At 31.9% G+C, this 21449-nt stretch carries 18 protein-coding genes; 4 read left to right on the forward strand and 14 right to left on the reverse strand.

Going from position 1 to position 21449, the window contains the following annotated elements; all coding sequences use genetic code 11:
- Positions 1–471 precede the first annotated feature (471 nt).
- From EDD63_RS02810 to guaA, 8 genes are all read right to left on the reverse strand, one after another.
- Positions 472–1221, reverse strand: coding sequence for an HNH endonuclease (locus EDD63_RS02810; protein ID WP_134168279.1), 750 nt, complete (start codon positions 1219–1221; stop codon positions 472–474).
- A 110-nt stretch (positions 1222–1331) separates the two neighbouring features.
- The gene (gene dcm, locus EDD63_RS02815; RefSeq protein ID WP_134168281.1) at positions 1332–2576 is read right to left on the reverse strand and encodes a DNA (cytosine-5-)-methyltransferase; all 1245 of its coding nucleotides are present in this window, start codon (positions 2574–2576) and stop codon (positions 1332–1334) included.
- 1 nt (position 2577) lies between these two features.
- Positions 2578–3498, reverse strand: a complete 921-nt coding sequence (locus tag EDD63_RS02820; protein WP_134168283.1) for a PD-(D/E)XK motif protein — start codon at positions 3496–3498, stop codon at positions 2578–2580.
- Positions 3495–4163 (reverse strand): DUF6339 family protein, encoded by a 669-nt coding sequence (locus tag EDD63_RS02825; RefSeq protein ID WP_134168285.1) that lies wholly within the window; start codon positions 4161–4163, stop codon positions 3495–3497. The genes EDD63_RS02820 and EDD63_RS02825 overlap by 4 nt, the downstream gene beginning before the upstream one ends.
- 4 nt (positions 4164–4167) lie before the next feature.
- Entirely contained in the window at positions 4168–5103 is a 936-nt protein-coding gene (locus EDD63_RS02830; protein ID WP_134168287.1) for a hypothetical protein, read from the reverse strand.
- A complete protein-coding gene (locus EDD63_RS02835; RefSeq protein ID WP_134168289.1) occupies positions 5096–7183 on the reverse strand; it encodes a hypothetical protein in 2088 nt (695 codons plus the stop codon). The genes EDD63_RS02830 and EDD63_RS02835 overlap by 8 nt, the downstream gene beginning before the upstream one ends.
- Positions 7173–10031: a Z1 domain-containing protein gene (locus EDD63_RS02840; RefSeq protein WP_134168291.1), complete on the reverse strand. Its 2859-nt coding sequence runs from the start codon at positions 10029–10031 to the stop codon at positions 7173–7175. Before EDD63_RS02840 ends, EDD63_RS02835 begins: the two co-directional genes overlap by 11 nt.
- 171 nt (positions 10032–10202) lie before the next feature.
- A complete protein-coding gene (gene guaA, locus EDD63_RS02845) occupies positions 10203–11744 on the reverse strand; it encodes a glutamine-hydrolyzing GMP synthase (RefSeq protein ID WP_134168293.1) in 1542 nt (513 codons plus the stop codon).
- A gap of 207 nt (positions 11745–11951) precedes the next feature.
- On the opposite strand from guaA, the gene EDD63_RS02850 reads away from it, so the two are divergent.
- Positions 11952–13064, forward strand: coding sequence for a metallophosphoesterase (locus tag EDD63_RS02850; protein WP_134168295.1), 1113 nt, complete (start codon positions 11952–11954; stop codon positions 13062–13064).
- A gap of 24 nt (positions 13065–13088) precedes the next feature.
- Here EDD63_RS02850 and EDD63_RS02855 read toward each other — a convergent pair whose 3' ends face one another.
- Positions 13089–13796, reverse strand: coding sequence for an alpha/beta hydrolase (locus EDD63_RS02855; protein WP_134168297.1), 708 nt, complete (start codon positions 13794–13796; stop codon positions 13089–13091).
- A 212-nt stretch (positions 13797–14008) separates the two neighbouring features.
- On the opposite strand from EDD63_RS02855, the gene EDD63_RS02860 reads away from it, so the two are divergent.
- On the forward strand, positions 14009–14863 hold the full coding sequence (locus EDD63_RS02860) for an HAD family hydrolase (RefSeq protein WP_134168299.1): 855 nt from the start codon (positions 14009–14011) through the stop codon (positions 14861–14863).
- Positions 14864–14907: 44 nt separating this feature from the next.
- Here EDD63_RS02860 and EDD63_RS02865 read toward each other — a convergent pair whose 3' ends face one another.
- The 5 genes from EDD63_RS02865 to EDD63_RS02885 form a co-directional block, all read right to left on the reverse strand.
- A complete protein-coding gene (locus tag EDD63_RS02865; RefSeq protein ID WP_134168301.1) occupies positions 14908–16932 on the reverse strand; it encodes a BglG family transcription antiterminator in 2025 nt (674 codons plus the stop codon).
- 86 nt (positions 16933–17018) lie between these two features.
- The gene (locus EDD63_RS02870; protein ID WP_134168303.1) at positions 17019–18290 is read right to left on the reverse strand and encodes a class II D-tagatose-bisphosphate aldolase non-catalytic subunit; all 1272 of its coding nucleotides are present in this window, start codon (positions 18288–18290) and stop codon (positions 17019–17021) included.
- A 32-nt stretch (positions 18291–18322) separates the two neighbouring features.
- Positions 18323–19375 carry a PTS fructose transporter subunit IIC gene (locus tag EDD63_RS02875; RefSeq protein WP_134168305.1) on the reverse strand — a complete coding sequence of 351 codons (1053 nt, stop codon included), beginning with the start codon at positions 19373–19375 and terminating at the stop codon, positions 18323–18325.
- Positions 19376–19389: 14 nt separating this feature from the next.
- Positions 19390–19704 (reverse strand): PTS fructose transporter subunit IIB, encoded by a 315-nt coding sequence (locus EDD63_RS02880; RefSeq protein WP_134168307.1) that lies wholly within the window; start codon positions 19702–19704, stop codon positions 19390–19392.
- A 13-nt stretch (positions 19705–19717) separates the two neighbouring features.
- Complete coding sequence (locus EDD63_RS02885; RefSeq protein ID WP_134168309.1) at positions 19718–20185, reverse strand: PTS sugar transporter subunit IIA; 468 nt, start codon at positions 20183–20185, stop codon at positions 19718–19720.
- 252 nt (positions 20186–20437) lie between these two features.
- On the opposite strand from EDD63_RS02885, the gene EDD63_RS02890 reads away from it, so the two are divergent.
- Entirely contained in the window at positions 20438–20710 is a 273-nt protein-coding gene (locus EDD63_RS02890) for an autorepressor SdpR family transcription factor (RefSeq protein ID WP_134168311.1), read from the forward strand.
- The gene (locus EDD63_RS02895) at positions 20707–21375 is read left to right on the forward strand and encodes an SdpI family protein (RefSeq protein ID WP_166667526.1); all 669 of its coding nucleotides are present in this window, start codon (positions 20707–20709) and stop codon (positions 21373–21375) included. The genes EDD63_RS02890 and EDD63_RS02895 overlap by 4 nt, the downstream gene beginning before the upstream one ends.
- Positions 21376–21449 lie beyond the last annotated feature (74 nt).

Here is a 21449-nt window from a genome sequence, read left to right on the forward strand (position 1 = left end):
AATCTGCATCTTCTCAAACTGGTTATTTTGTTCTTGCTGCGCTAATAACTTCCGGTATTTATAATACTGACTTGGTGGTATATCATACATCTCCAAATATTCACTTTTTCTCATACCACTAGCTTCACAATCATTTATAATCTTTTGCCATTTCTTCATTGTTGTTTCTTTCAAAATAAGGTACCTCCTTTTATAGAGATACCCTATCATTTGTATGCTATTTTGAAAATCCGTGTATTATTTTACGCTTACAACAAAAACGAGTATTATTAGCAACATGGGGTATTAGATTAGCTATTCAAAAGGAGTATTATCAGCAACATGGGGTTTTAGATTAGCTATTCAAAAACAAGGGGATATTTTGTCCTATAGATAAACACCAGCAATATAGAAGTTCGGGGTATATTGATTCTCAATATATCGCTAGCAAATAATAATTATATTTTCGCTAGTATCCTCATTTATTACCTATTAGTATGGACTTTGATATGAACTACTTGTACTATTATTGTCTGATTTACTTAAATTACACATTTTACAAGACAGTTGAATATTACATACATCATCTAATCCTCCATTACTTATAGCGACAATATGATCAAAATGTCTTTCATCATCCTCTAACATTGTATATAAACCTGTTAAATCTTTTTTACAAAACACACAACATCCGTTATCTCTAAATATTACCGCTCGCTTTACCCATTTCGGAATATAACCCCTTTTTCTAACTTTTAAGTCAAATGAAGAAGCCATTTGCTCATTAAACCTTAACAAGAAATCTCTATTTTGAAATAAAATGTATTCCATTTCTATTGCAACGCTATAAATTATAGTCTCATAAAGATTTGCTTGTATCTTATCAATATAGTCAATATAAACATCGTATTTATCATAATAATCAATAGTATTCTCGAATATTTTCTCATCGATTACTAATTCAATATTTTTATACTTACTAATAGCTTGATTAAGCCAAAAAATAGGGTCAAAGTATGCATTATCATTTTTTTCATCCATATATCTAACGTGTTCATCAAAGACGCTATCAACAAGCCAAAAACAGTATTCTCTTAAAATAGATACTTTAGGAAACTCATCCACGATATGCAAAGGCTCAAAAAACTCAGCGTTTTTAGATAAATACTCAAATTTCCCCATAGACTCATTTGCTAACTGACAAAAATAATAAACATTAAAATACTTCATATCTATTTGCATTATCTAAACACTCCTCACTAATACTGGTTCAGTTTTTGTTTTATATCATAGTTTTGTGTATCACATAGAGATTCCTATCATTTTACACAGAAAAAGACTTTATTAATCATCTATCTATCATAGAAATATTTCTCATTTAAATCATCAATTTGCGAGAAAATCTCCATTAGTACATTGACTGCAATACTATTTCCAGCCAGTCTATATAATCGCTCTAAACTAAATAGACTGTATTTTGAAGACATATTAAAGTTATTATTCAATAGACTATTATAGTCATCTTCTGAAAACCCCATTAGTAAAAAACATTCCCTTGGAGTCAAGTACCTGAAGTCAGATTTACCTTGACGATGTGGCATTGCAATCACACCTGAGTTTGGATGGCGATCTTGTTTTGTAGTAACTGTTGCAAGTATTTCATTCACTACATTTCCTTCATTATCAAGAATATGATGATTATCTCTATATATTCTTGCTCGAGACTTTGTATTATTTGGTTGAACGGATAATGCTTCGTTTAAATAGATCTCGTTAGCCATATTTAATCGCAAATAATTCTCTAGGTTTAATTCTACATTAGCATGAAAATTTGTTAAATCATTTTGTGAAAAATAATCATTTAATACTTGATCGAATCCCTGTGGTTGATCATTTATTCGAATACTCAACATATATGCTCTAACTCTTTTTTGCGGTAATCCGAAATTTTGAGCATTTAGCACCATCACTTTATTATAGTACCCATACTCTTCAAGTGTAACTAACCATTCATCAAAATTCGGCTTATTTCTTTTTCCTAGTATATTACTTACATTTTCCATTAATAAAAACCGAGGTTTTTCTTTATGAATAGTTTCCATTTCACTAAGTAATCTGTCAATTTGCCATAACATGTTAGACCGATTTTCACTTAATCTATCAATCCCACCCTTATTTCCGTGCCAAAAACCAGCCACAGATAAATCTTGGCATGGAAATGAGTACGAAAGGCAATTACAATCATTTGGAATGTCAGTTGCACGCATTTCCATAATGCTGCCAACATTATTAGATCTTTCCTTTGCGCCTAAAATTCGACGTAGTACATCTGGTTTTTTATAAATCGAACTATTACTTTTAATCGGAACCTTTCCATTCATACTTAGTGAATAACGTTTAAACTCATTCATTACTTCTTCATCAGTCATATTATTAAACTTAGAAAACTCCAAAGGACCATGATGAATTATATCATATGCTACCATTGCAGTAACATCCCAATCACATGTAACAAGAACTTCATGCTCAATTCCAGCATTTCGCAATGCCTTTCTTTGAGCACCTATTCCACTGAATGTCTCTGCTAACCTTATCACGTTATTCCTCCCACTTTGTTTTAATCTGTCTACAATTCAATCCATTAAGATCAATTTGATACTGGATATTAGAAATGCTTTTTGGATATACATCATCTTTAAATGAATGTTTCGTAATTCTTGGAAACTTATCATCAATTGTATATTCCATTATGCTTAATAATCTAAATTTAATATTTCTTTCTGGCATATGCTTAGGGTATCCTAAATTGCCTAATTTTTCCTCTAGCTCTACTTTATGTTTTTCTGTAAATGTATTGCTTGCCAAAACATCATTGATAGAGATACCATTCATATCCACTTTTTCAAACCTGCAGAATAGTAACTTTAAAGTTTTTTTTGAATCAAGTTGATACTCACTTGATATTGTAACAGCGCTACCATACCTAGCAACTGTCGACTTTACCTCATATCTACCTTTGTTTGTTTCAATATCGTTAACTCCATAGGTTTCAGCGAACCAGGTAGTATTCGGATTTCGTTCATAAATATTTTCATAACAAATCAACTCACCTAGTACATCATAAATTCGCTTCGTTTTTATCGAATCTCCCAGTAGCTGTCTCCAAGATTCCCACCAAGCATACGGATTCGCAAAAGAACCATTTTTTAAATATTTGATGCCATTTAGTATAAACTCAGCACAAATAGACGAAAACTGTTCTCTTAAACCTTCTTCCTGTGTAACTAAAAGCAACCAACTTCCATCTCTGTTATTTATAATTCTCTTTTTACTGCAAAGACTGACAGAGTTAAATTTTTCATCAATTTCAACTTCATAAAAGTTTTCAACCGCTATTCCATATTCTTTATTCGTACGAATTGTCCAAATTTCTAAGTCGCTATCCGCGTGAATACGCAAAGCTTGGTTATGATAAAGGTTTGCAAAATTTTTCTTCAAATCAAAACTGATATCATTCATTGTTTTTCTCCATCTATAAAATAATTAAATAGGTAATCTACATATCCTACGAGACCGCCACTAAAAAAACATGGTTCTACCGTTTGAATCATTGCTGTATTTAAAATTAATACTTTTCTAAAGATATTTGTCGTTCTTTTCTTATAACTTGAATCCAGCAAAGAATATTTTAACATAATTTGACGATATAACGATATTAAATATCCTTTTCCACTACGCTCAACTAATTGCATTATTTCATCCGTCGAATTCCCTTCAACTACCTTAGTCGTTTCTTCAACACTACCTGCCCAACTTAAATGAATATACCACCAAAGTGTTTTCAACCATATTCTTCTCGATAGTTTATATAATCGGTCTTCATGCAAACCATTCCAACGGCTAGCAACTTGTTGAGGAAAAACTTTTACCGATAAATATCTCCATACATCATCATTTGAAGCATCTCGTAAAGTAAAGTTTGCATCACGAAGATAAGAATACAGTGAGAGTCCAAATAAATAATCAATTTTATATTTATTTTTCGTTGAAATTGCAATGTCTTTGTATATTTTTGCTAATCCATCATACAATTCTTGATATTCAGCATCAAAATCCGGTTCCAATTTATCAGTTGTAGATATAATTTCTTCACATTGACTTTTAGTTAATTCTTTCCAAACCATATGATTATCTCCCTATTTTCTCATTAAGTGTGTTTCGAATCGAATAAGATAATTTGTTTAAACTAGATACATCCCATTCAAAAGTAGTTAAAAAATAATGTATAGCTGCTGCAATAGAACCTTCTTGATAGTTTCCACTTAAGATATTTTCCCAATCATTTTGATCACTTTTAATCTCATCAACTATAATCACTAATGCACTTGATATTATTTCGATTAATAGAGGAGATTTTTTAATACTTAAACCTTCATTAATTATTTGAAATTGTGGGTGTGCACTATTCAAACATATTTGTAAATACTCCGAGGTGAAAGTTTCATTACATATATCTCCAAATTCCATAAGGACACGCCATAAAGGAGCATTTGGTCTTGATTCAACTGTGATTGGAAACATTGATCCTCTTCCATCAAATATTAATTTAAATGGTAAAAATTGTCCAAAAATTGTACCAGGAGTATTACAATAGAATTCATCTAAAAAATTCGGTTTCATACTTTCTAAATATATACTAAAATTAAAATCTACGACTCCACGAAATTCACTTGCGTTTATTTTTTTTCGATAGTTGACCAATACCTTCTTATCCATTGGGTGTATTTCGTGAATTTTACATGATCCACGTTGTGATGAACTTACGGAATACCAATGTAAAGCGATTCCAAGCACTCCAAATGCATTTGTTACTCCTTCTTCACCAAACAAATGTCTTACATCAGTTATTTCCAACTCAACTTCAATTATTAATTCATTCTTTTGGGGACTGTAACCTGTCAAAGTAGAGACAATCTGATAGCTCATATTCTCTCTTTCAATATCGTCTATTTCAATTTCACCTTCTTCATTTAGAAAAAAGAATTTTACATTATTTAGTGTAATTCCCATTAAGTCAAATAGATTTTCATCTATGGTGGGATACATGACAAATGAATTACTCATCTATTACCTCTTTTCCAATTACTTTTATTAGACCTTTAAAATCTCTAGAAATCGAACCAATACAAAGTTCGGCTCGAATCTTTCTGTTTTTTAAAGCGTTTCCTGAAAGCCGAATACAAAGGTAATTTTTTGTTGGTAAGTTATCCAAATTGCGGCCTCGCAATAACTTGCAAGTTATCCCCTCATATTGAGCATAAGGATTTTTATCGTCAATATATAACCCAATGCACTTGCCCTCTATTTTTTTGCCCATAATTGAATCAACATTAAAACTATATATAAAAAACGGAAATTCTTCATTGAATTCTTCCATCCAGTTTCTAAACGTAAAACTTCCAGTTTCTCTTTCAACACTTATAGTAATATCTATTTGATTATTATTTTTTCCGGTAAATATCTCAACATCATTCTTTAAACCACGATTTGTAAGTTTTGAACTAGTTACCTTACAATTTGCATTCTTACCGGTAGCACTAAATGACTCACTTGACGCTCCATTGCTTGATTTTATTAATGTACTACTTCTTCCAAACCCTGTTGAGGGCAATAATATCGCTGCAACCTGGCGACCTATCGCCTCGTCAATTTCAATTGTATTAGATGCTGTATCTTCTTTATATTCATTAACTACAAACTTAGATACATGAGATTTAATCTTTCTTATTATTTTGTATTCCGGCTTGTCATCCCATCTAGAATGATCACCTAACTCAATTGATCTAATGTATTGTTCCAAGTTATCATAATTTTCTCTACCATCCATTTGAAGCAGTTTATTTTCAGAATTAAGTTTAAATATTCCTATTAAATACTCATCTTCCTCAGTTTTTGGAATACCTCTTGTCCAATCGCTCTCAAATTCATAGTTAATAATTAAACAGGGTTTTCGAGTAAATGTAATTATAGGAAGGTTACCTTCAGTAGGAATGTCTAAACTGCAATAACTATATGGTGAAAAGTAGTTATGTGGTGGAGTCATCTTAAGTTCATATTTATTTACTTTAATAAACATTATTTTTCCTGCAAGTCTATTTGAACTAGAAGCAAACTCATTTGTTAGTATTACATCTTTGATTATCATTGGATTATGAAAACTAAGAAAGTAGCCCTCATTTTCATTATATAGTTCCTTTATAATTTTAAATAATGGCAAAATATCATTTTCGCTTAACACATTTCTATTTATAGACACTCTTAAAAATGGTCCATATTGATAATTGATATTATTGACACGCGGACCATACCACCTTTGAATTGCAACACGAAAATATGCACCCAAAGAATTTGTCCATGGATATCTTGTATCATTATCACTATAAATCTGGTGAGCGTTATTAAGTAGATCTTCATCATTGACATAAGGAATTAATATAATTGTTCCAGTCTCTTCACCAAAGTATGGTGTTATATTAAAACAATGAAGAATTTCATTTATTTCTTCATCATCAGTGATCGGGCATGTTTCACCGGTATCTTTATACCTCTTGCCCCACCATGTTATACCAGCATAATTTTTGTACTTGTCTTTAGGAATAAATGTATCTTCCTTTTCATTCTCAACTAATGTGACAGCAAGTCGCTGTTGATATTGTCCATTGCTTAGCTTCACACGAGAATAATATAGCACCATTCCGATACCTACTCTAAAATACACTGTTTTCCCTAGCCCCCAAGAACCTCCTGCACCTTCTTGCTCTTGAGGCTTCATTATATGATAAATAAGTTTAAGCAAATTTCCTGCCTTATTACTCTCTGTAACTTCATCATCGCTCAAAGGACCTGTAAGTCCAACAGTATTTTTATCAGAAAATGCTAAAAAACGATATCTATCCAATGGATATTTCAATGAAAAACTGTTATTTAGCTCATCCAAGTGTATTAGAAATTCTTTTGAATTAAAATCACCTGCTAAGACACCAAAATCAACATACTTTTTTGATAAATCCGATGCGTCCAAACTATTTTGAACAACCTCTCTAGTCAACAAGTCTAAAGTCGGAAGTTTATTATTTTGAATTGCACGAAACAATGAACTTCCTGTTTGTTGCATTCTACCATTTCTTAATACATCAATCTTCATAATCAAATTCCTTATGTTTGGCAAGGTCTATTGTAATAGTAACAACGTGATTATCGTTTATTTTTTGTCCAGGCATTGTAATCATTAAACCAACAAGATCATCTACAGCACACATATCTTCACGTGTTTTATTTATTTTATTAGAGTTTGAAAGATATTTATAATCCTTCTTTATACGATATATTGTCAGTAAAGGCGTTTTTTCTAAACCTACCAATTTTCTATATGATTTATATTCTTGTGTGATTCTTTTTTGATTTCTACTTAAGCCTTTAAAATCAACACGTGATGCAAACTCTAATGGAACATCTGCAAGCAAATCAATTGGTGATCTTAAAATTCTTATATCAATAAGGTTTTTCTCGTCATTTTTTTCACTTATCAATTTTGAACGATTTGTTAATCCTAATCCATAATTCTTTACCACCCAAGGATTTTGATCGTTAATTTTCCCTGATCCGTTAAATACGATGTTCCAGTTATCGTATTCTTGGCTAGAGTTAATTTCTTCAAACCACTTTGTAAACTGTTCAATTTCGTGAAAAAAACTCGTTTCTTTTGGAGCTTGATAAACTTCCAAAAATGGTTTTATTACCTCGTTGAAATTGACGTTTCTACAACAAAGACTTGTTCCGTCATGTGTAACATCAAAATCATCCAATTTTTGTATCAGTACATCTAAGTTTGCTAAGTTTGTAGCGACACTTTCTTCATTATTAGAGAAAAGTGTAGTTTGTGTCGAGTACCCACTAAAATCAAAATTGGCATTGATTGCGGCTTGCATTTTATTTTTTGAAGTAATTGCTAGCCATGACATTTTTGGTGTACTTTTAATGTTTACACCATATTCTTTTGGATCACATCCATTTTGAAAACGTTCTAAATCACTCCTTAACTCATAATCTAGCTCTGATAAGAATTCAAATTTTTCTTGTGCATCTGAATCCATCCAAATTCGAGGAAGTAGTTCATAACCTTTACGATACCCAAACCAACGTCCCATTTGCATTAATGTATCTGCTTGCTTTACAGTACGAAGAAAATATGTAGAAACCAATCCTTCCATAGTTAATCCTCTAGATAAAGTACTCCCACCAATAACTATAAAAGCTGGAGCAAGGTTATCATCCTTTATTTCACTAGGATATGCTAAACGAACATGATCATCACTATCACGAGACATGTTGTTCGCGCAGTTATCAACACATATATGCAAACCGTTATGATAGTTGAGATTCCCTTGTTCATCTAACTTTATATATGAAATCTTAGATAAAAGTTCTTCAATGTAAATTTCAATTTCTTCGAACATCGGATAATCATTTATTTTTCTTGAGTTATAGTCATATAAAGGTAATGAATCTATGAATTTCCCTTTATCAAGTGCTGTTGTCTCGCGCATCCAAACTTTCTTGCAAGCTTCAATCGTTTGACTAACATTATGTTTATAACTTGTCAAAAGATTATGAAGAGAATGATAAATCGTATTGTGATCGGCTTGTCTTTGACTTACATGAATTAATAACGTAACAGGTTTTCTACTTATCAAACTATTTACTTGAAAATGTCGCATAGTAGCTGCTGTACACAAAAACCATAATAAAGAATGCTCTAAACTTTTTGGTGCACTAAAATTCAAATTACGTTCAGTTGCATTTTTTAACGCCTTTCTATCAAAATCGTCAGCATTTCTTACAATATCCATTCCATTATAGTCTTCAACACCACTAACACCAAAGATTTCTTGTGGACCAAAATATTCTTTTGTTTGATCTAAAAAATTTATAAAATTTCTTGGATATAAAGAGTCTATTGTTGATTCATTTAAAAAGTTTGCATATGGTGTAGCAGTGTATGACACATAATTTATTGCTTTCGCTTTAAAATCTTTATTTTTTATATATCCATTTTTTGTTCCTTCTACCAAGTCGATGATAAGTTTATTTATCTTTTTTCTCTCATCGTTAATTTCTTCAATTGACAGTGTTTCGTACATATTGCTTGTATTTACACTTGCCTGATCAGCCTCATCATCAATTATAAGAATCTTCATATTTTTATATTTATTTTCGTCATGATGAAGCCAATCATTTAACGCTTGTAGTCTTTTCGCATTTTTTAGACATACGGTAAAATATCTTTTTGATTGTCCATCATTAAAATTAAACAATTGTGATTCTTTAACAAAGCCACTTGAAGTAGACGGATGTTCAAGAAGTTGAAAACTAATATTGCAATTGTCTTGATAATTCAAATCGTTAATTAATCTTTCTTGTGTTTGAATTCTAAGATTATCGATAGTCCCGGATAAAACGATGAACATATTCCATCCATAATCAGCAGCCATAGCTATCAAGCCAGCCATATTAGCAGTTTTTCCCGATTGTACATTTCCAACAACCATACCTTTTATTGATCCAATTTGTCTTGTATCTATACTTAGTCTTTTAAGAGTTCTATGTGCACTGTCTTCAATTCCTGCAATGGCATCCTCATCGAATTTCTTTCTTTTTAGCATTTTTCTGTAATTCACCCAAACAGTTTGATTTCCTTTAGGCACTTCAAATTCATTATTATCAGCTCCATTAGTGATAATCCCCGATTTTTTTGAATCCTTAAAAGCAATCATCTTTTCTTCACTCTCTTTTAATGATTTTACAATAGCATCCCATTCTTCAAGTGTAATTTCACAGAATCCATCTTCAAATACTTTACGATTTAGAAATTCAACCAATCCTCTTTCATCTTTTTTAAGTCCTAGTGCAATATCATCCCAACTAATACCACGTTTTCTAGAATTACGTATCCAGTCACGGTATTCATCATATCCTATTCCAAAAACATCCATTTTATTCCTCCTTTAGTATACTTACAATACTTACCAAAATTATTAAAATCAAAAACAAAAGAGATTATTTGTAAAAACAATCTCTTTATTTCGATTATAGTTAAATCAAATACTCATGAATAAAGATTGTCCCTTAAATATTATACAATATTTAATTAAGATAATCATTAACTATTCAAACTCAATCGTCCCTGGAGGCTTACTAGTAATGTCTAATAGTACCCTATTCACATGATTAACTTCATTTACAATTCTACTCGAGATAACTGATAGCACATTAAACGGAATATGTGCCCAGTCAGCAGTCATTCCATCAATTGATGTTACAGCGCGAATGGCAACTGCATAGTCATATGTTCTTTGATCTCCCATAACTCCAACAGAACGCATATTTGTAAGTGCTGTAAAGTATTGCCAAATCTCTCTATCTAATCCTGCTTTTGCAATTTCCTCACGTAGAATGAAATCTGAATCACGTACAATTTCTAGTTTCTCTTCAGTGATTTCACCAAGAACACGAATACCTAATCCTGGTCCTGGGAATGGTTGACGCCACACCATTGATTCAGGAAGCCCAAGTTCTGTACCTAATGCACGAACTTCATCCTTAAATAATGTATTTAATGGCTCAATTAATTTAAACTGCATATCTTCAGGTAATCCACCAACATTATGGTGTGATTTGATTGTTTGAGCTGTTTTTGTACCAGACTCAATAACATCTGTATATAATGTTCCTTGAGCTAACCACTTAATATCTTCTCCTTGAACAAGTTTTTTCACTTCTTCATCAAATGTATAAACAAATTCATTACCAATGATTTTACGTTTTTCTTCTGGATCACTAACTCCAGCAAGCTTATTTAAGAAACGTTCTCTTGCATCTACTTTTGTAAGGTTGATGTTCATTTCTTTTCCAAACATCTCCATTACGCCTTCAGCTTCACCTTTACGTAATAATCCATGATCAATAAACATACAGTATAGTTGATCACCAATCGCTTTATGTAATAACGCTGCAACTACAGAAGAATCTACTCCACCACTAAGAGCAAGTAATACTTTATCAGTTCCTACTTGTTCACGGATCTTTGCGATTTCTGTATCGACAAAACTATGCATAGACCAATCAGCATCTGCATGACAAACTTCAAAGACAAAGTTTTTTAAAATATCATTCCCAAACTCTGAGTGACGTACTTCTGGATGAAATTGCAATGTATAAATATTCTTAGCTACATTGCTTGTTACTGCAAATGTGCATGTTGAACTTGATGCGTCTTTTACAAATCCATCAGCAAGCTCACTTACTTGATCACCATGTGACATCCAAACAACTTGTTTTTTTGGCAATCCTTTGAAGATTGGTGAGTCATTCTCAATTTCGATTTCAGTTCTACCATATTCTTTTGAATCACATGCTTTAACCTTTCCACCATTCATATAGTGAGTCATTTGCATTCCATAACAAATCCCTAGAATTGGAATCCCTGCTTCATATATTGCTTTATCTACTTTAAATGCATCTTCATCATAGACACTATTTGGTCCACCACTAAAGATAATCCCTCTAACATCACCTAATGCTTTAATTTCATCTAGACTCATATCATGTGGATGTAATTCACTATAAACTCCAAACTCACGAATACGTCTAGCAATCAACTGGTTATATTGACTACCAAAGTCTAATACAATAATTTTATCAGCCATCATTTTCTCCTTTTTTTATCTCACCTAGTGTAACATTTCCGGCAACTTTTTTCTACATTTTGCATACAATATACAAAAGAATGAGAATAGTTATAATACTTTGGATTAGTAATTATTTTTATCTGCTTTTATTATTCGTATTCACTCTATCACTCAAACAAGTTTAATCATTGAGATTTTTAATAAAATCCATGCTAAAATATAAGCATGGTGAGTATATTTAAATTATTATTACTTGTGTTTCTTATTGTTGTTACAGGGTATACAGCATTTAAATACATTGAGATTTTACGTATTAAGAACAAGAAAGTAAAAAGAGGCTTATATACATTTTTGTATTTTTTCCAGTTTATGTTTATTTTACGTTTCTTCTTAGTTCCTAGACTAACGACACATGGATGGCCAGTGTTATTTATTCTTTGGAGTACAAGTGTATTCTTTATGTTTATTATTCTGTCATTTATCTTTTTCGCATTTGTATCAATTTACAACATTATTCAAAAACGAATGATTCGTAAATGGTATGTTCCTAGAAGAGATATTATTATGCTATTAATGGTATTCTCTATTATTATTGGAACATATTCAACGATTCACGCTCGAGTCATAACAACACAGAGTTATTATGTTCATGTGCAAAAAGAAAGTATACATAGTGAACTTCGCATTGCATACATTAGTGACTTACATTTAGGAAATTCAGTAGACATTAAAAAACTTAAGAAAATTGTGGATGATGTAAATAACGCAGAACCAGATTTAGTACTATTTGGTGGAGATATCTTTGATGAACTAACAAATGATTATCATCTAAAGAAATCAGTTGATGTGTTCAAACAACTAACCCCTACCTATGGTTCTTACTATGTGTTTGGTAACCACGAGGAACATCGCAGCAATCTAGGCATCTATTATGATGCACTTGAAGCAGCAGGTATTACTCCAATTGTGGACGATGTGATGGTAGTTGCCGATGATATCCAACTTATTGGACGTGATGATTACACGAAGCATAAAGATCGTCCATCTCTAAAATCACTTGCTAAAAAGCTTGACCAAAGTAAACCTATCATTGTTTTAGATCATCAGCCAATCATTGATGACTATCGTGATATTGATTTACAGCTATCTGGACACACCCACGATGGTCAAATATTTCCATACAACTTATTGGTTGCAATTCAATTTCCGCACTCTTATGGCTATTTTAAAGAGCCATATCAAATGATAACATCAAGTGGTGCAGGAACTTGGGGAGTACCAGCTAGACTTGGTAGTGATTCAGAAATTGTAATTATAAACATGATTATGGATAGATAAACAAAAATGAGCTCGTGCTCATTTTTATTTTGTTTGATTGTGTATCCACTGCAGTACATTCATCCAACGTTTCATTAAATATTGTGTGTGACCACCTTCATCAATGTATAGTTCAACTGAACGATTTGGTAATGTATCAATTGTTGCTTGAGTTAAATCTTTTGTGAATAGTTTTTCTCCACTTGTCTCCATCCATTCTCGAGTACCACAAGAAAAGTATACTTGTGCTTGGTTATTAAGTACTTGATGTTCATTAATAAATGTTAACCAATTTGGATACCAGAAAGATCCTGATAGACTTCCAACACCTGCAAAGTAATCTGTTTGATATAAAGAATACGTCGAAAATAATCCAGCAAGTGAAAAACCTGTAAGATATGTAGGAACTTTAGGAATCTGCTGTTCTTCTAAAAAAGGTGGCAGCACTTGTAGTAATTCATTTAAATATACCGATGCCTGTCCTGTAAAGTTCTCATAAATATCATGTAATTCACTAACATCCCATGGCGTATACTGTGCATCTCGATTACTTGGTTGTATCCCAATTACATACATTTCTTGTAATAAAGGATCACGAAACATCTGTCCTAAATTATTAAAAATACTATCTCCATCAAGCACCCAAACAATTGGATATATTTTATCTTCTTGTATTTCCTTAGGCCGAAATATATAGATATCCACTTGCTCATTTAGCATTGTTAGTTTCTTCTTTGTAAGTCCTTGTATCATCGTATCCACCCTTTCTTTCTACTATCATATCATGTTCAATCACTAAAGATGTATCTTGATACATAAATGAAAGCCTTATCAATGATAAATCCGATATTTTGTAGAGATATTAACTAGATAACCAACGTCATATGTGATAGCATACCAAGTGGACAAATCGTTTTAAAGTGAAAGGAGATAAACTTAGTTTATGCTAAGTTTAATGATAGTATATGAAATTATTAGCATTTGATTTAGATGGTACATTACTAACAAGTAAACAGAAAATTGCTGATTCTTCTTTGGAAGTCATTCGCGCATTTCTTAAACAAGGAAATCGTATGTGTATAGTTACAGGTCGTAACTATGATTTAGTTAAACCAATTGTAGATTTATATCAACTTGATTGTGATCTACTATTAAACAATGGACACCAACTTATCACTAAAGATGGAACCATTCAAAAAGAAAGCAGTATGAGTGATCAAACAGCACGTTCAATTCTCGAAATTCTAGTTGCCTATGACTTTCTGTTTACTGTGCATACAACGAAAGGTAAATATATATTTGAAGATATTGATACATTCTTTGATAATCATATGAAAATTGTGAAGCAAAATCGTGGTGATGATTTCGATGATGTGAAAGATTCTCCACTAATGAAAAAAGATATCTTCTTAGCTAATACGCATGAAGTAACTAGTATTGATGAATTTATAGATACAGGTGCAAAAATCTTAAAAATCGATGCACGTAACTTCGATGCTGAAAAACGTGTAGAAGGTCGATTACGTATTGATAATTTACCTGAACTTGCTGTCCATTCATCATATGAAGCATTTATGGAAATTACTTCAAAAGATGCTAACAAAGCAACTTTACTACTTGAATATGCAAACAGTCTACAAATCTCTAAAGATGATGTATATGTGTTTGGTGATAGTATGAATGACTATGAAATGTTTGAAACTTTCACGAATACTATTGCTATGGCAAATGCAGATAAACCGATTTTGGAACTTGCTAAATACATTACAGATACCAATGATAATGATGGAATCTATAAAGCAATGAAAACAATTTTATAAACAAACACCATACCTAAATTAATCCGTTAGGTATGGTGTTTTATTTAACTCACTTTGATTTCTTCTTCACATCTATATAGTTCATTAAGAACTTCAGTTGCTGTATTACATAGTTTCAAAGCATCGATAAAATTCGTTGTATTTACCATTCGCATTAGTTTCACAATAGCTGGAATATGCTCCTTTCGATCTTTACTAGCTAAACTAAACAATACATTTACTTTCTTTTGACCAAACTCTATTGGTTTCTTACTTACCAACAAACTCATTCCACTTAGTTTAATTGAATCTGTATTTCCACAATGGAACAGCGCAAATCGTTCATCTGTCACCGAATAAAATCCAGACTCTTCTATCCCTCTCAATATGGTAGTTTGATACTCATCTGTAACTAACTTATTCTCTAACAGAATTCCTGTTGAAAGATTGACTGCATCCTTCCATCGTGATATAGAATCAACAATACGTATAGATTCGATTCCGATTAAGTCACTAATATAACTATATCGTTGGGGAATGTTAACGTCTTTATAGCCAAGTTCCTCCTTAATAATAGTTAATGTTTTGTTACGATCTTTATCACTTAAGAAATCTAACCTTCTTTCAATATCAATATAATTTGTTAGTACATTTTTCTTTTCAAGTCCAAGCTTTTCAAGTTTGGCATGATCTTCTAATGTAAAGACAGCATTTACAACAGCCATTGCTTTTGGAACTGGCAATACTATTTTCGATGTGGATATAACAACATCAACATCTTCCCATTGTGTATATGCATCAACTTCATAAGCAGAGAAACTACCAACAACATCCACTTGATACTCATTTCTCAACGAATCTTTTAATAGAGCTGTTGCTCCATAACCTAACCCACAAATCAGTAATACTTTCTTCAAAGAATTATGACGTAATCTTTGTATACTACCAATAAAATGAATTGTTAGATACACAAGTTCTTCCTTTGTAATACTCTCCAGAATAGGTATTTGTTTTGTGCAAGCTTGAATTGCTTCATAAACGTACATATAGCTTTCTGGAATTACAGTTTCATCCATAGTATAAACATGTACATTTCCTTTGATTCTTTCAAGTAAAGGAGCCACATGATTTAATAATCCCTTAATTAATATTGTATCTTTTAGAAAATATACTTGTAGTGCATCCGACATCATTGAAATCATACGAGAAATAATATCTTCAGTAAGTATCAAATCTAAATTAATGTCAAGTTCTCCATACTTATTTGTGTAATTTGAATAGCTTAAGATTAAATGTTTTTGATTTGTTGTTAATGTAAGATGTAATATTTCTTCTACTTCAGTGATAGAACTATTTTCAATATCATTCGTTGATTCATAATGAGGAATTGTATACTTGCGCATAATGCAAAGACATGTAGTAAGCACATTTGCAACATACCAATCAAATGAGTTATCACTGAAACTCCATTGCATTCGCTTTATTCTATTCAATATCCAGTGATATAACTTAAAAATAACTTCTTCACCAAATATATTATTTAAAAAGTCCATGACCTTATTCTCAAATAAATTAAGTGAATCAACTTCCTTTGTCAGTAAATATATGTATTTTTTTATCTCATTCATTCTAACAAGATAACTATTGTCCTCTGATTCCTTTAAAATGAATTTTCTATCATAAGACAAATGCATCTCATACAATTCAAGTTTATTCATTACATTATCAACATCATTTTGAACAGACCTTCGACTAACCTCAAGTTCGTCGGATAATCTACGTATATTAAGTTTCTCAACATTAAACAAAATGTAAAGACGGATTAGTGATTCTCTTTCATCGCTAGACAATTGAATATCATTATTATCTAGCAATTCATCAAAGATATGAGAATTTGATATTAGAAGCTTTCCTTTTGATTGTTTTTCTATTTGTGGTAATCCACGAACTAGAAGCTCCTCATTTATTCCTTTAATGTCGTATCGAACACTTCGTTCTTTAATATCCAATTCACTTGCAATTTCTCTAAAACTAGTAGTTTTCTGATTCCTTAAGTATTCAATAATTATAAGCATTCGAGCACTTAACATAATATCCCTCCATCGCATTTCTACGATATCATATAAAATATGTCCAATACAAATACTGCAGCCACTTATTTGTGACTGCATATTTTCTATATTGAATTTTCAATAATTCTAGATGTAACCCCTTTTAGATTGTAGCATTCTGCATAATCGCGAATTGGTCGTTTAATATAATCGATAACATATCTATTTCCATCAATATTGTGTTCGTTTAAATTGTTGTACATTTTTTCAATTTCTTCTTTTACTTCTTCATCATTGAATGTATAGTGTCCAGCAATATCAAGAATTTCATTAGATAATACAGGGTCTGCTTGGATTTGATCAATCGTTAAATTCTTTTGATCTCCAACCATCCACTTACGCCAACGTTCGCTTTTTATTGCATGAATAAGTAACGTTTCTCTTGTATTTGATGCTTCTTTAATAAGCCCATACTCCATAAGTTTTTGTTCGACTGCAGCTAGATGTAAATATGCTCTAGTTTCTTGCGTACCATATTGAGGTGCAATATTTGTTGCAGTAATTTTTGAAGGAATATGCTCAAGTAGAGTCACATCATCAAGATAATCACCATTATGCTCTTTTAAGCCAACATTATATTTTTTAGCCATTTGTGCTAAATCAAACGCATTTTTAAAATTAAACGTACCAATTTGTTCTGTTTTACGTGTCAATGTACCAGTTTGTCCAACAATAAATGTTGGCATTGGTAAACCACGAGCAACTAACTCTCTTTCCAATTTCTTAATAAATGTTTCATATGTCTCAGTTGAGGTTAACCCTCCGTTTGTCTCCTCAGTTCCTACCTCATATCCAATTTCTGGTAAATTATTTTCTTTTCTGACTTTTTCACAATATTCAATGAGTTCAACTGTGCGATCAATAACCACATCAAGTGGAATCACTTTTCCCATTTCGAATGGATCTTTTGTAGGATCAATCATCAATAAATCAAAACCTGATTTAATATCTTCTTCGTATGATTTTTTTCCAAGACTCATTGCTGTTTCTAAAGGTAAATGATCATTTCTTTCTTTATCTCGTTGCCATGGTCCTCCATGATCACGACATAAGTAATATAAATTGTCATATTCAATTTCTTCTGCTACTTCTTTTACTGCATTGGCAAACGAATATTGATTCCACCCATTCACATATCCGCCACCTAACTCATCTGCATCTACTTGATTTCTACTTGCAATAAACATCACTGGGTAGTCATCTTCTTTAGATAATTCTAGTGTTGCTTGAACGCAATTTTTTGACATAGGTCCAATTCCTAAAAGTGTCGCACTTTCTCCATGTTGTTGAAGTTTTAACAGTCCTTCAACAACCTTTTTTATTGGCATTTTCTCCATATTTTTTTCTCCTCCATTATTTACTCTGATCGTTATTTTACTTCTTCTATTTCCTCTACATTCGGTTTCGTAAAGTGTAGAATCGCAACAGATACTGCTACTCCAATTAACATGGCTAACACATACCATAATTTACCATTTACTACTGGTAAGATAATTAATCCTCCGTGTGGTACAAGTGCTTCTACTGAGTTCATCATTCCTAGTGCACCACCAACTGCACTACCAATAATAATCGCTGGAAGAACTCGTTTCATATCTTTAACTGCAAATGGAATCGCTCCTTCTGTAATTCCAATTAACCCCATAAAGAAAGCTGAAATTCCTAAATCTTTATCATCTTTTGTATATTTTTTTCGATCAATAAAAGTTGAGATTCCCATTGCTAATGGAGGTATTGCGACAGCAATTCTATGTGCTCCATTTGGTGCATAGATTCCTTCAGCCATTAAGGCAAGTGTAAATGCTGTAGCCGTTTTGTTGATTGGCCCACCCATATCAACCGCTGTCATCGCACCAATAATTGCACCAAGTAGTATTGCATTTCCTCCTTGCATATTACCAAGGACTTCAACAAGCCAGTCCATGAATACACCAATAGGAACTGCAATAACATAAATATAAATTAATCCAAGTACTAATACTGTACAAATTGGAACAATTAAAATTGGCATAATTGTTTTGATTGTATTTGGTACCTTCCAAGTTTTACACCAACGAACAAAGTATCCGACAGCAACACCAAGTATCATTGCACCCAAGAAACCCGTTTTTACTTGAGATTCTCCAATTGGGTTGTTTGCTACATATCCAAGAATCATACCTGGTGCTATACCTGGTTTACCAGCAAGTGAATATACAATATATCCTGATAGTAATGGAATCATCATTGCAAATCCTGCTGCTCCTAAATCGTTTAAATTTTGCATAAATGGACTAGTTATTTTCATACCTTCATCCGTTGCTGTTCCTGTAGATAATGCTATTGCTAATAGTATCCCTCCCACAACAACTGAAGGAAGCATATAAGACACACCAGTGTTAAATGCCTTCTGAATGTCTTTCCATATTTTATTGTTTTTCATAATTATATTCTCCTTTAAAGTTTTTCTGCTTCATCAATTAACTTCGCAACATTTTTAATTGCATCGCCTGGTTCAATATTAATTACTTTTCCTTGTTCTGCTTTTTCTTCAAAGCGCTCTTCACCATCGATTCCAATCGCAACCGCTAAAATCACCACATCAGCTGCATCAATTGTTTCTTGTTCAAGTTCATTTTCCATTCCCATGCTGCCTTGCGTTTCAACTTGAATTTCATGATTTCTCTTTTTACATTCGACTTCTATCGCTTCCTGTGCCATATATGTGTGCGCTACTCCTGTAGGGCATGCTGTTACTGCTACTATTTTCATGTTATGTTTCCTCCTATAGTTCTTTATTAATTTCACTTAGCAATTTAAATGCTTCTTTTTTGGATGTCGCTTTAAGTAATGATTTTCTAAAATCATTGTTTATTAATTTTCGACTTAATTGTGATATAAATTTCAAGTGTATATTTCCTTCATTTTTTGAAGGTACTCCAATCAAAAATATTAGTTGAACTGACTCTGCGTCATCTTCATTCCAGTAAAACGAATCTTTTACCTGAATAAATCCTATAAACGGTTTTTTTACAGTTTTTGCTTTTCCATGTGGTATTGCAACGTTGAATCCAACTGCTGTTGATGCTTCTTCTTCTCGTTTATAAACTGCTTCTAAAAACTCTTTACTGTCAGAAATTAATCCAACCTTTAGCGCTTGATTAACTAGTGTATCTAACGCTTCACTTTTTCTTGTCAAAGATGTGTTAATAAATATCATATCTTCACAGATCGGTTGAACATCTTGTAGCATGTACTCATCCCCCCATTTCTTTCTTATCAATGTCGACCTTGATATTAGATAGTGTTTCCTATCTACACCTTAATCATAAATGAGTATCAAAAATAAAAAAGATGAAAAGATTGTAATGTATTTTTACAAATCTTTCACCCAATTATAGTAATAGACATTTTGATGTAACATAACAAAGAACTTCTCTTGCATTTCATTGCATTTTGAACTATTATCTATTTAGATATTTATCTAAATAAAGAAAGGATACTTATGGGATTTCACGAAACATTTAAAGCATTATCTGATCCAATTCGCCGTGATATACTCACCTATCTAAAGAATGGTGAAGTTTCAGTTGGGGAGATCTCTGATCAGTTCAATGTTTCCAAGGCTACAATATCACATCACCTTTCCATTCTAAAGAAAGCAGATTTGGTATATGAGCATAAAGAAAAAAACTTTATCTATTATGGTTTAAATACATCTGTATTTGAAGAGTTATCCTTATGGGTAACCCAATTTATGAAAGGACAAGACAAATGAAAACCTTTAATAAAAAGTCATGCATTATTAGCTTACTATTATATGTAATTCCACTAACGATTATATTATTCACATACAATAACCTACCAGCTAGTATTCCTAGACACTGGGATGTAAATGGTGAGGTAGATGGTTGGATGGATAAATCTTTTATCTATATTGAAGTGTTTGGTATGCTTGCTTTCCATTTAGTTTTATTGTTTATACAACGAATTTTACCTGATAAACATGGAACAAAAAATAGCAAACTTGCAAATCTTATGTTCTATTACTTTATGCCAGTACTAACAACCATTATTGTTGGTGCTAGTATTTTAAGTATTTACTCAAAACCACAAATCATTTCAACTATAGTATTTATTTTTATTGGCTTACTATTTATGGTGATTGGAAACTACTTACCTAAAATAAGACATAATTACTGGTTAGGTATTAAACTTCCTTGGACACTTGCCTCACCAATAAATTGGGAGAAAACGCATCGGTTTGCAGGACCTATTTGGGTAATCTCAGGACTATTCATTGTCATCCTAGGAATTATCTCAATCTTCCTTGATTCAGATGTATCGGTGTTTATTATCATCATGTTGATTATTATTTTTGCAGATGTATTAATACCTTCTATCTATTCGTACAAACAATACAAAATCGAATCAAACAATTAACGCCACATGGCGTTTTTTTGTGCCAGGGTACTTGTTACAATATGTATATAGAAACAACAACGAAAGGAGTTATT

Source organism: Breznakia blatticola (assembly GCF_004365815.1).
In the GTDB taxonomy this organism is placed as follows: domain Bacteria; phylum Bacillota_I; class Bacilli_A; order Erysipelotrichales; family Erysipelotrichaceae; genus Breznakia; species Breznakia blatticola.

Bases quoted from the DNA above. Each gene is read 5' to 3' on its own strand.
- EDD63_RS02855 (WP_134168297.1), bottom strand. From the start codon at position 13,796: ATGATACAAGGACTTACAAAGAAGAAACTAACAATGCTAAATGAGCAA.
- EDD63_RS02890 (WP_134168311.1), top strand. From the start codon at position 20,438: ATGGGATTTCACGAAACATTTAAAGCATTATCTGATCCAATTCGCCGT.
- EDD63_RS02885 (WP_134168309.1), bottom strand. From the start codon at position 20,185: ATGCTACAAGATGTTCAACCGATCTGTGAAGATATGATATTTATTAAC.
- EDD63_RS02895 (WP_166667526.1), top strand. From the start codon at position 20,707: ATGAAAACCTTTAATAAAAAGTCATGCATTATTAGCTTACTATTATAT.
- EDD63_RS02865 (WP_134168301.1), bottom strand. From the start codon at position 16,932: ATGTTAAGTGCTCGAATGCTTATAATTATTGAATACTTAAGGAATCAG.
- EDD63_RS02870 (WP_134168303.1), bottom strand. From the start codon at position 18,290: ATGGAGAAAATGCCAATAAAAAAGGTTGTTGAAGGACTGTTAAAACTT.
- EDD63_RS02860 (WP_134168299.1), top strand. From the start codon at position 14,009: ATGAAATTATTAGCATTTGATTTAGATGGTACATTACTAACAAGTAAA.
- EDD63_RS02825 (WP_134168285.1), bottom strand. From the start codon at position 4,163: ATGGTTTGGAAAGAATTAACTAAAAGTCAATGTGAAGAAATTATATCT.
- EDD63_RS02840 (WP_134168291.1), bottom strand. From the start codon at position 10,031: ATGGATGTTTTTGGAATAGGATATGATGAATACCGTGACTGGATACGT.
- EDD63_RS02810 (WP_134168279.1), bottom strand. From the start codon at position 1,221: ATGCAAATAGATATGAAGTATTTTAATGTTTATTATTTTTGTCAGTTA.
- guaA (WP_134168293.1), bottom strand. From the start codon at position 11,744: ATGGCTGATAAAATTATTGTATTAGACTTTGGTAGTCAATATAACCAG.
- EDD63_RS02820 (WP_134168283.1), bottom strand. From the start codon at position 3,498: ATGAATGATATCAGTTTTGATTTGAAGAAAAATTTTGCAAACCTTTAT.
- EDD63_RS02830 (WP_134168287.1), bottom strand. From the start codon at position 5,103: ATGAGTAATTCATTTGTCATGTATCCCACCATAGATGAAAATCTATTT.
- EDD63_RS02835 (WP_134168289.1), bottom strand. From the start codon at position 7,183: ATGAAGATTGATGTATTAAGAAATGGTAGAATGCAACAAACAGGAAGT.
- EDD63_RS02850 (WP_134168295.1), top strand. From the start codon at position 11,952: ATGGTGAGTATATTTAAATTATTATTACTTGTGTTTCTTATTGTTGTT.
- EDD63_RS02875 (WP_134168305.1), bottom strand. From the start codon at position 19,375: ATGAAAAACAATAAAATATGGAAAGACATTCAGAAGGCATTTAACACT.
- EDD63_RS02880 (WP_134168307.1), bottom strand. From the start codon at position 19,704: ATGAAAATAGTAGCAGTAACAGCATGCCCTACAGGAGTAGCGCACACA.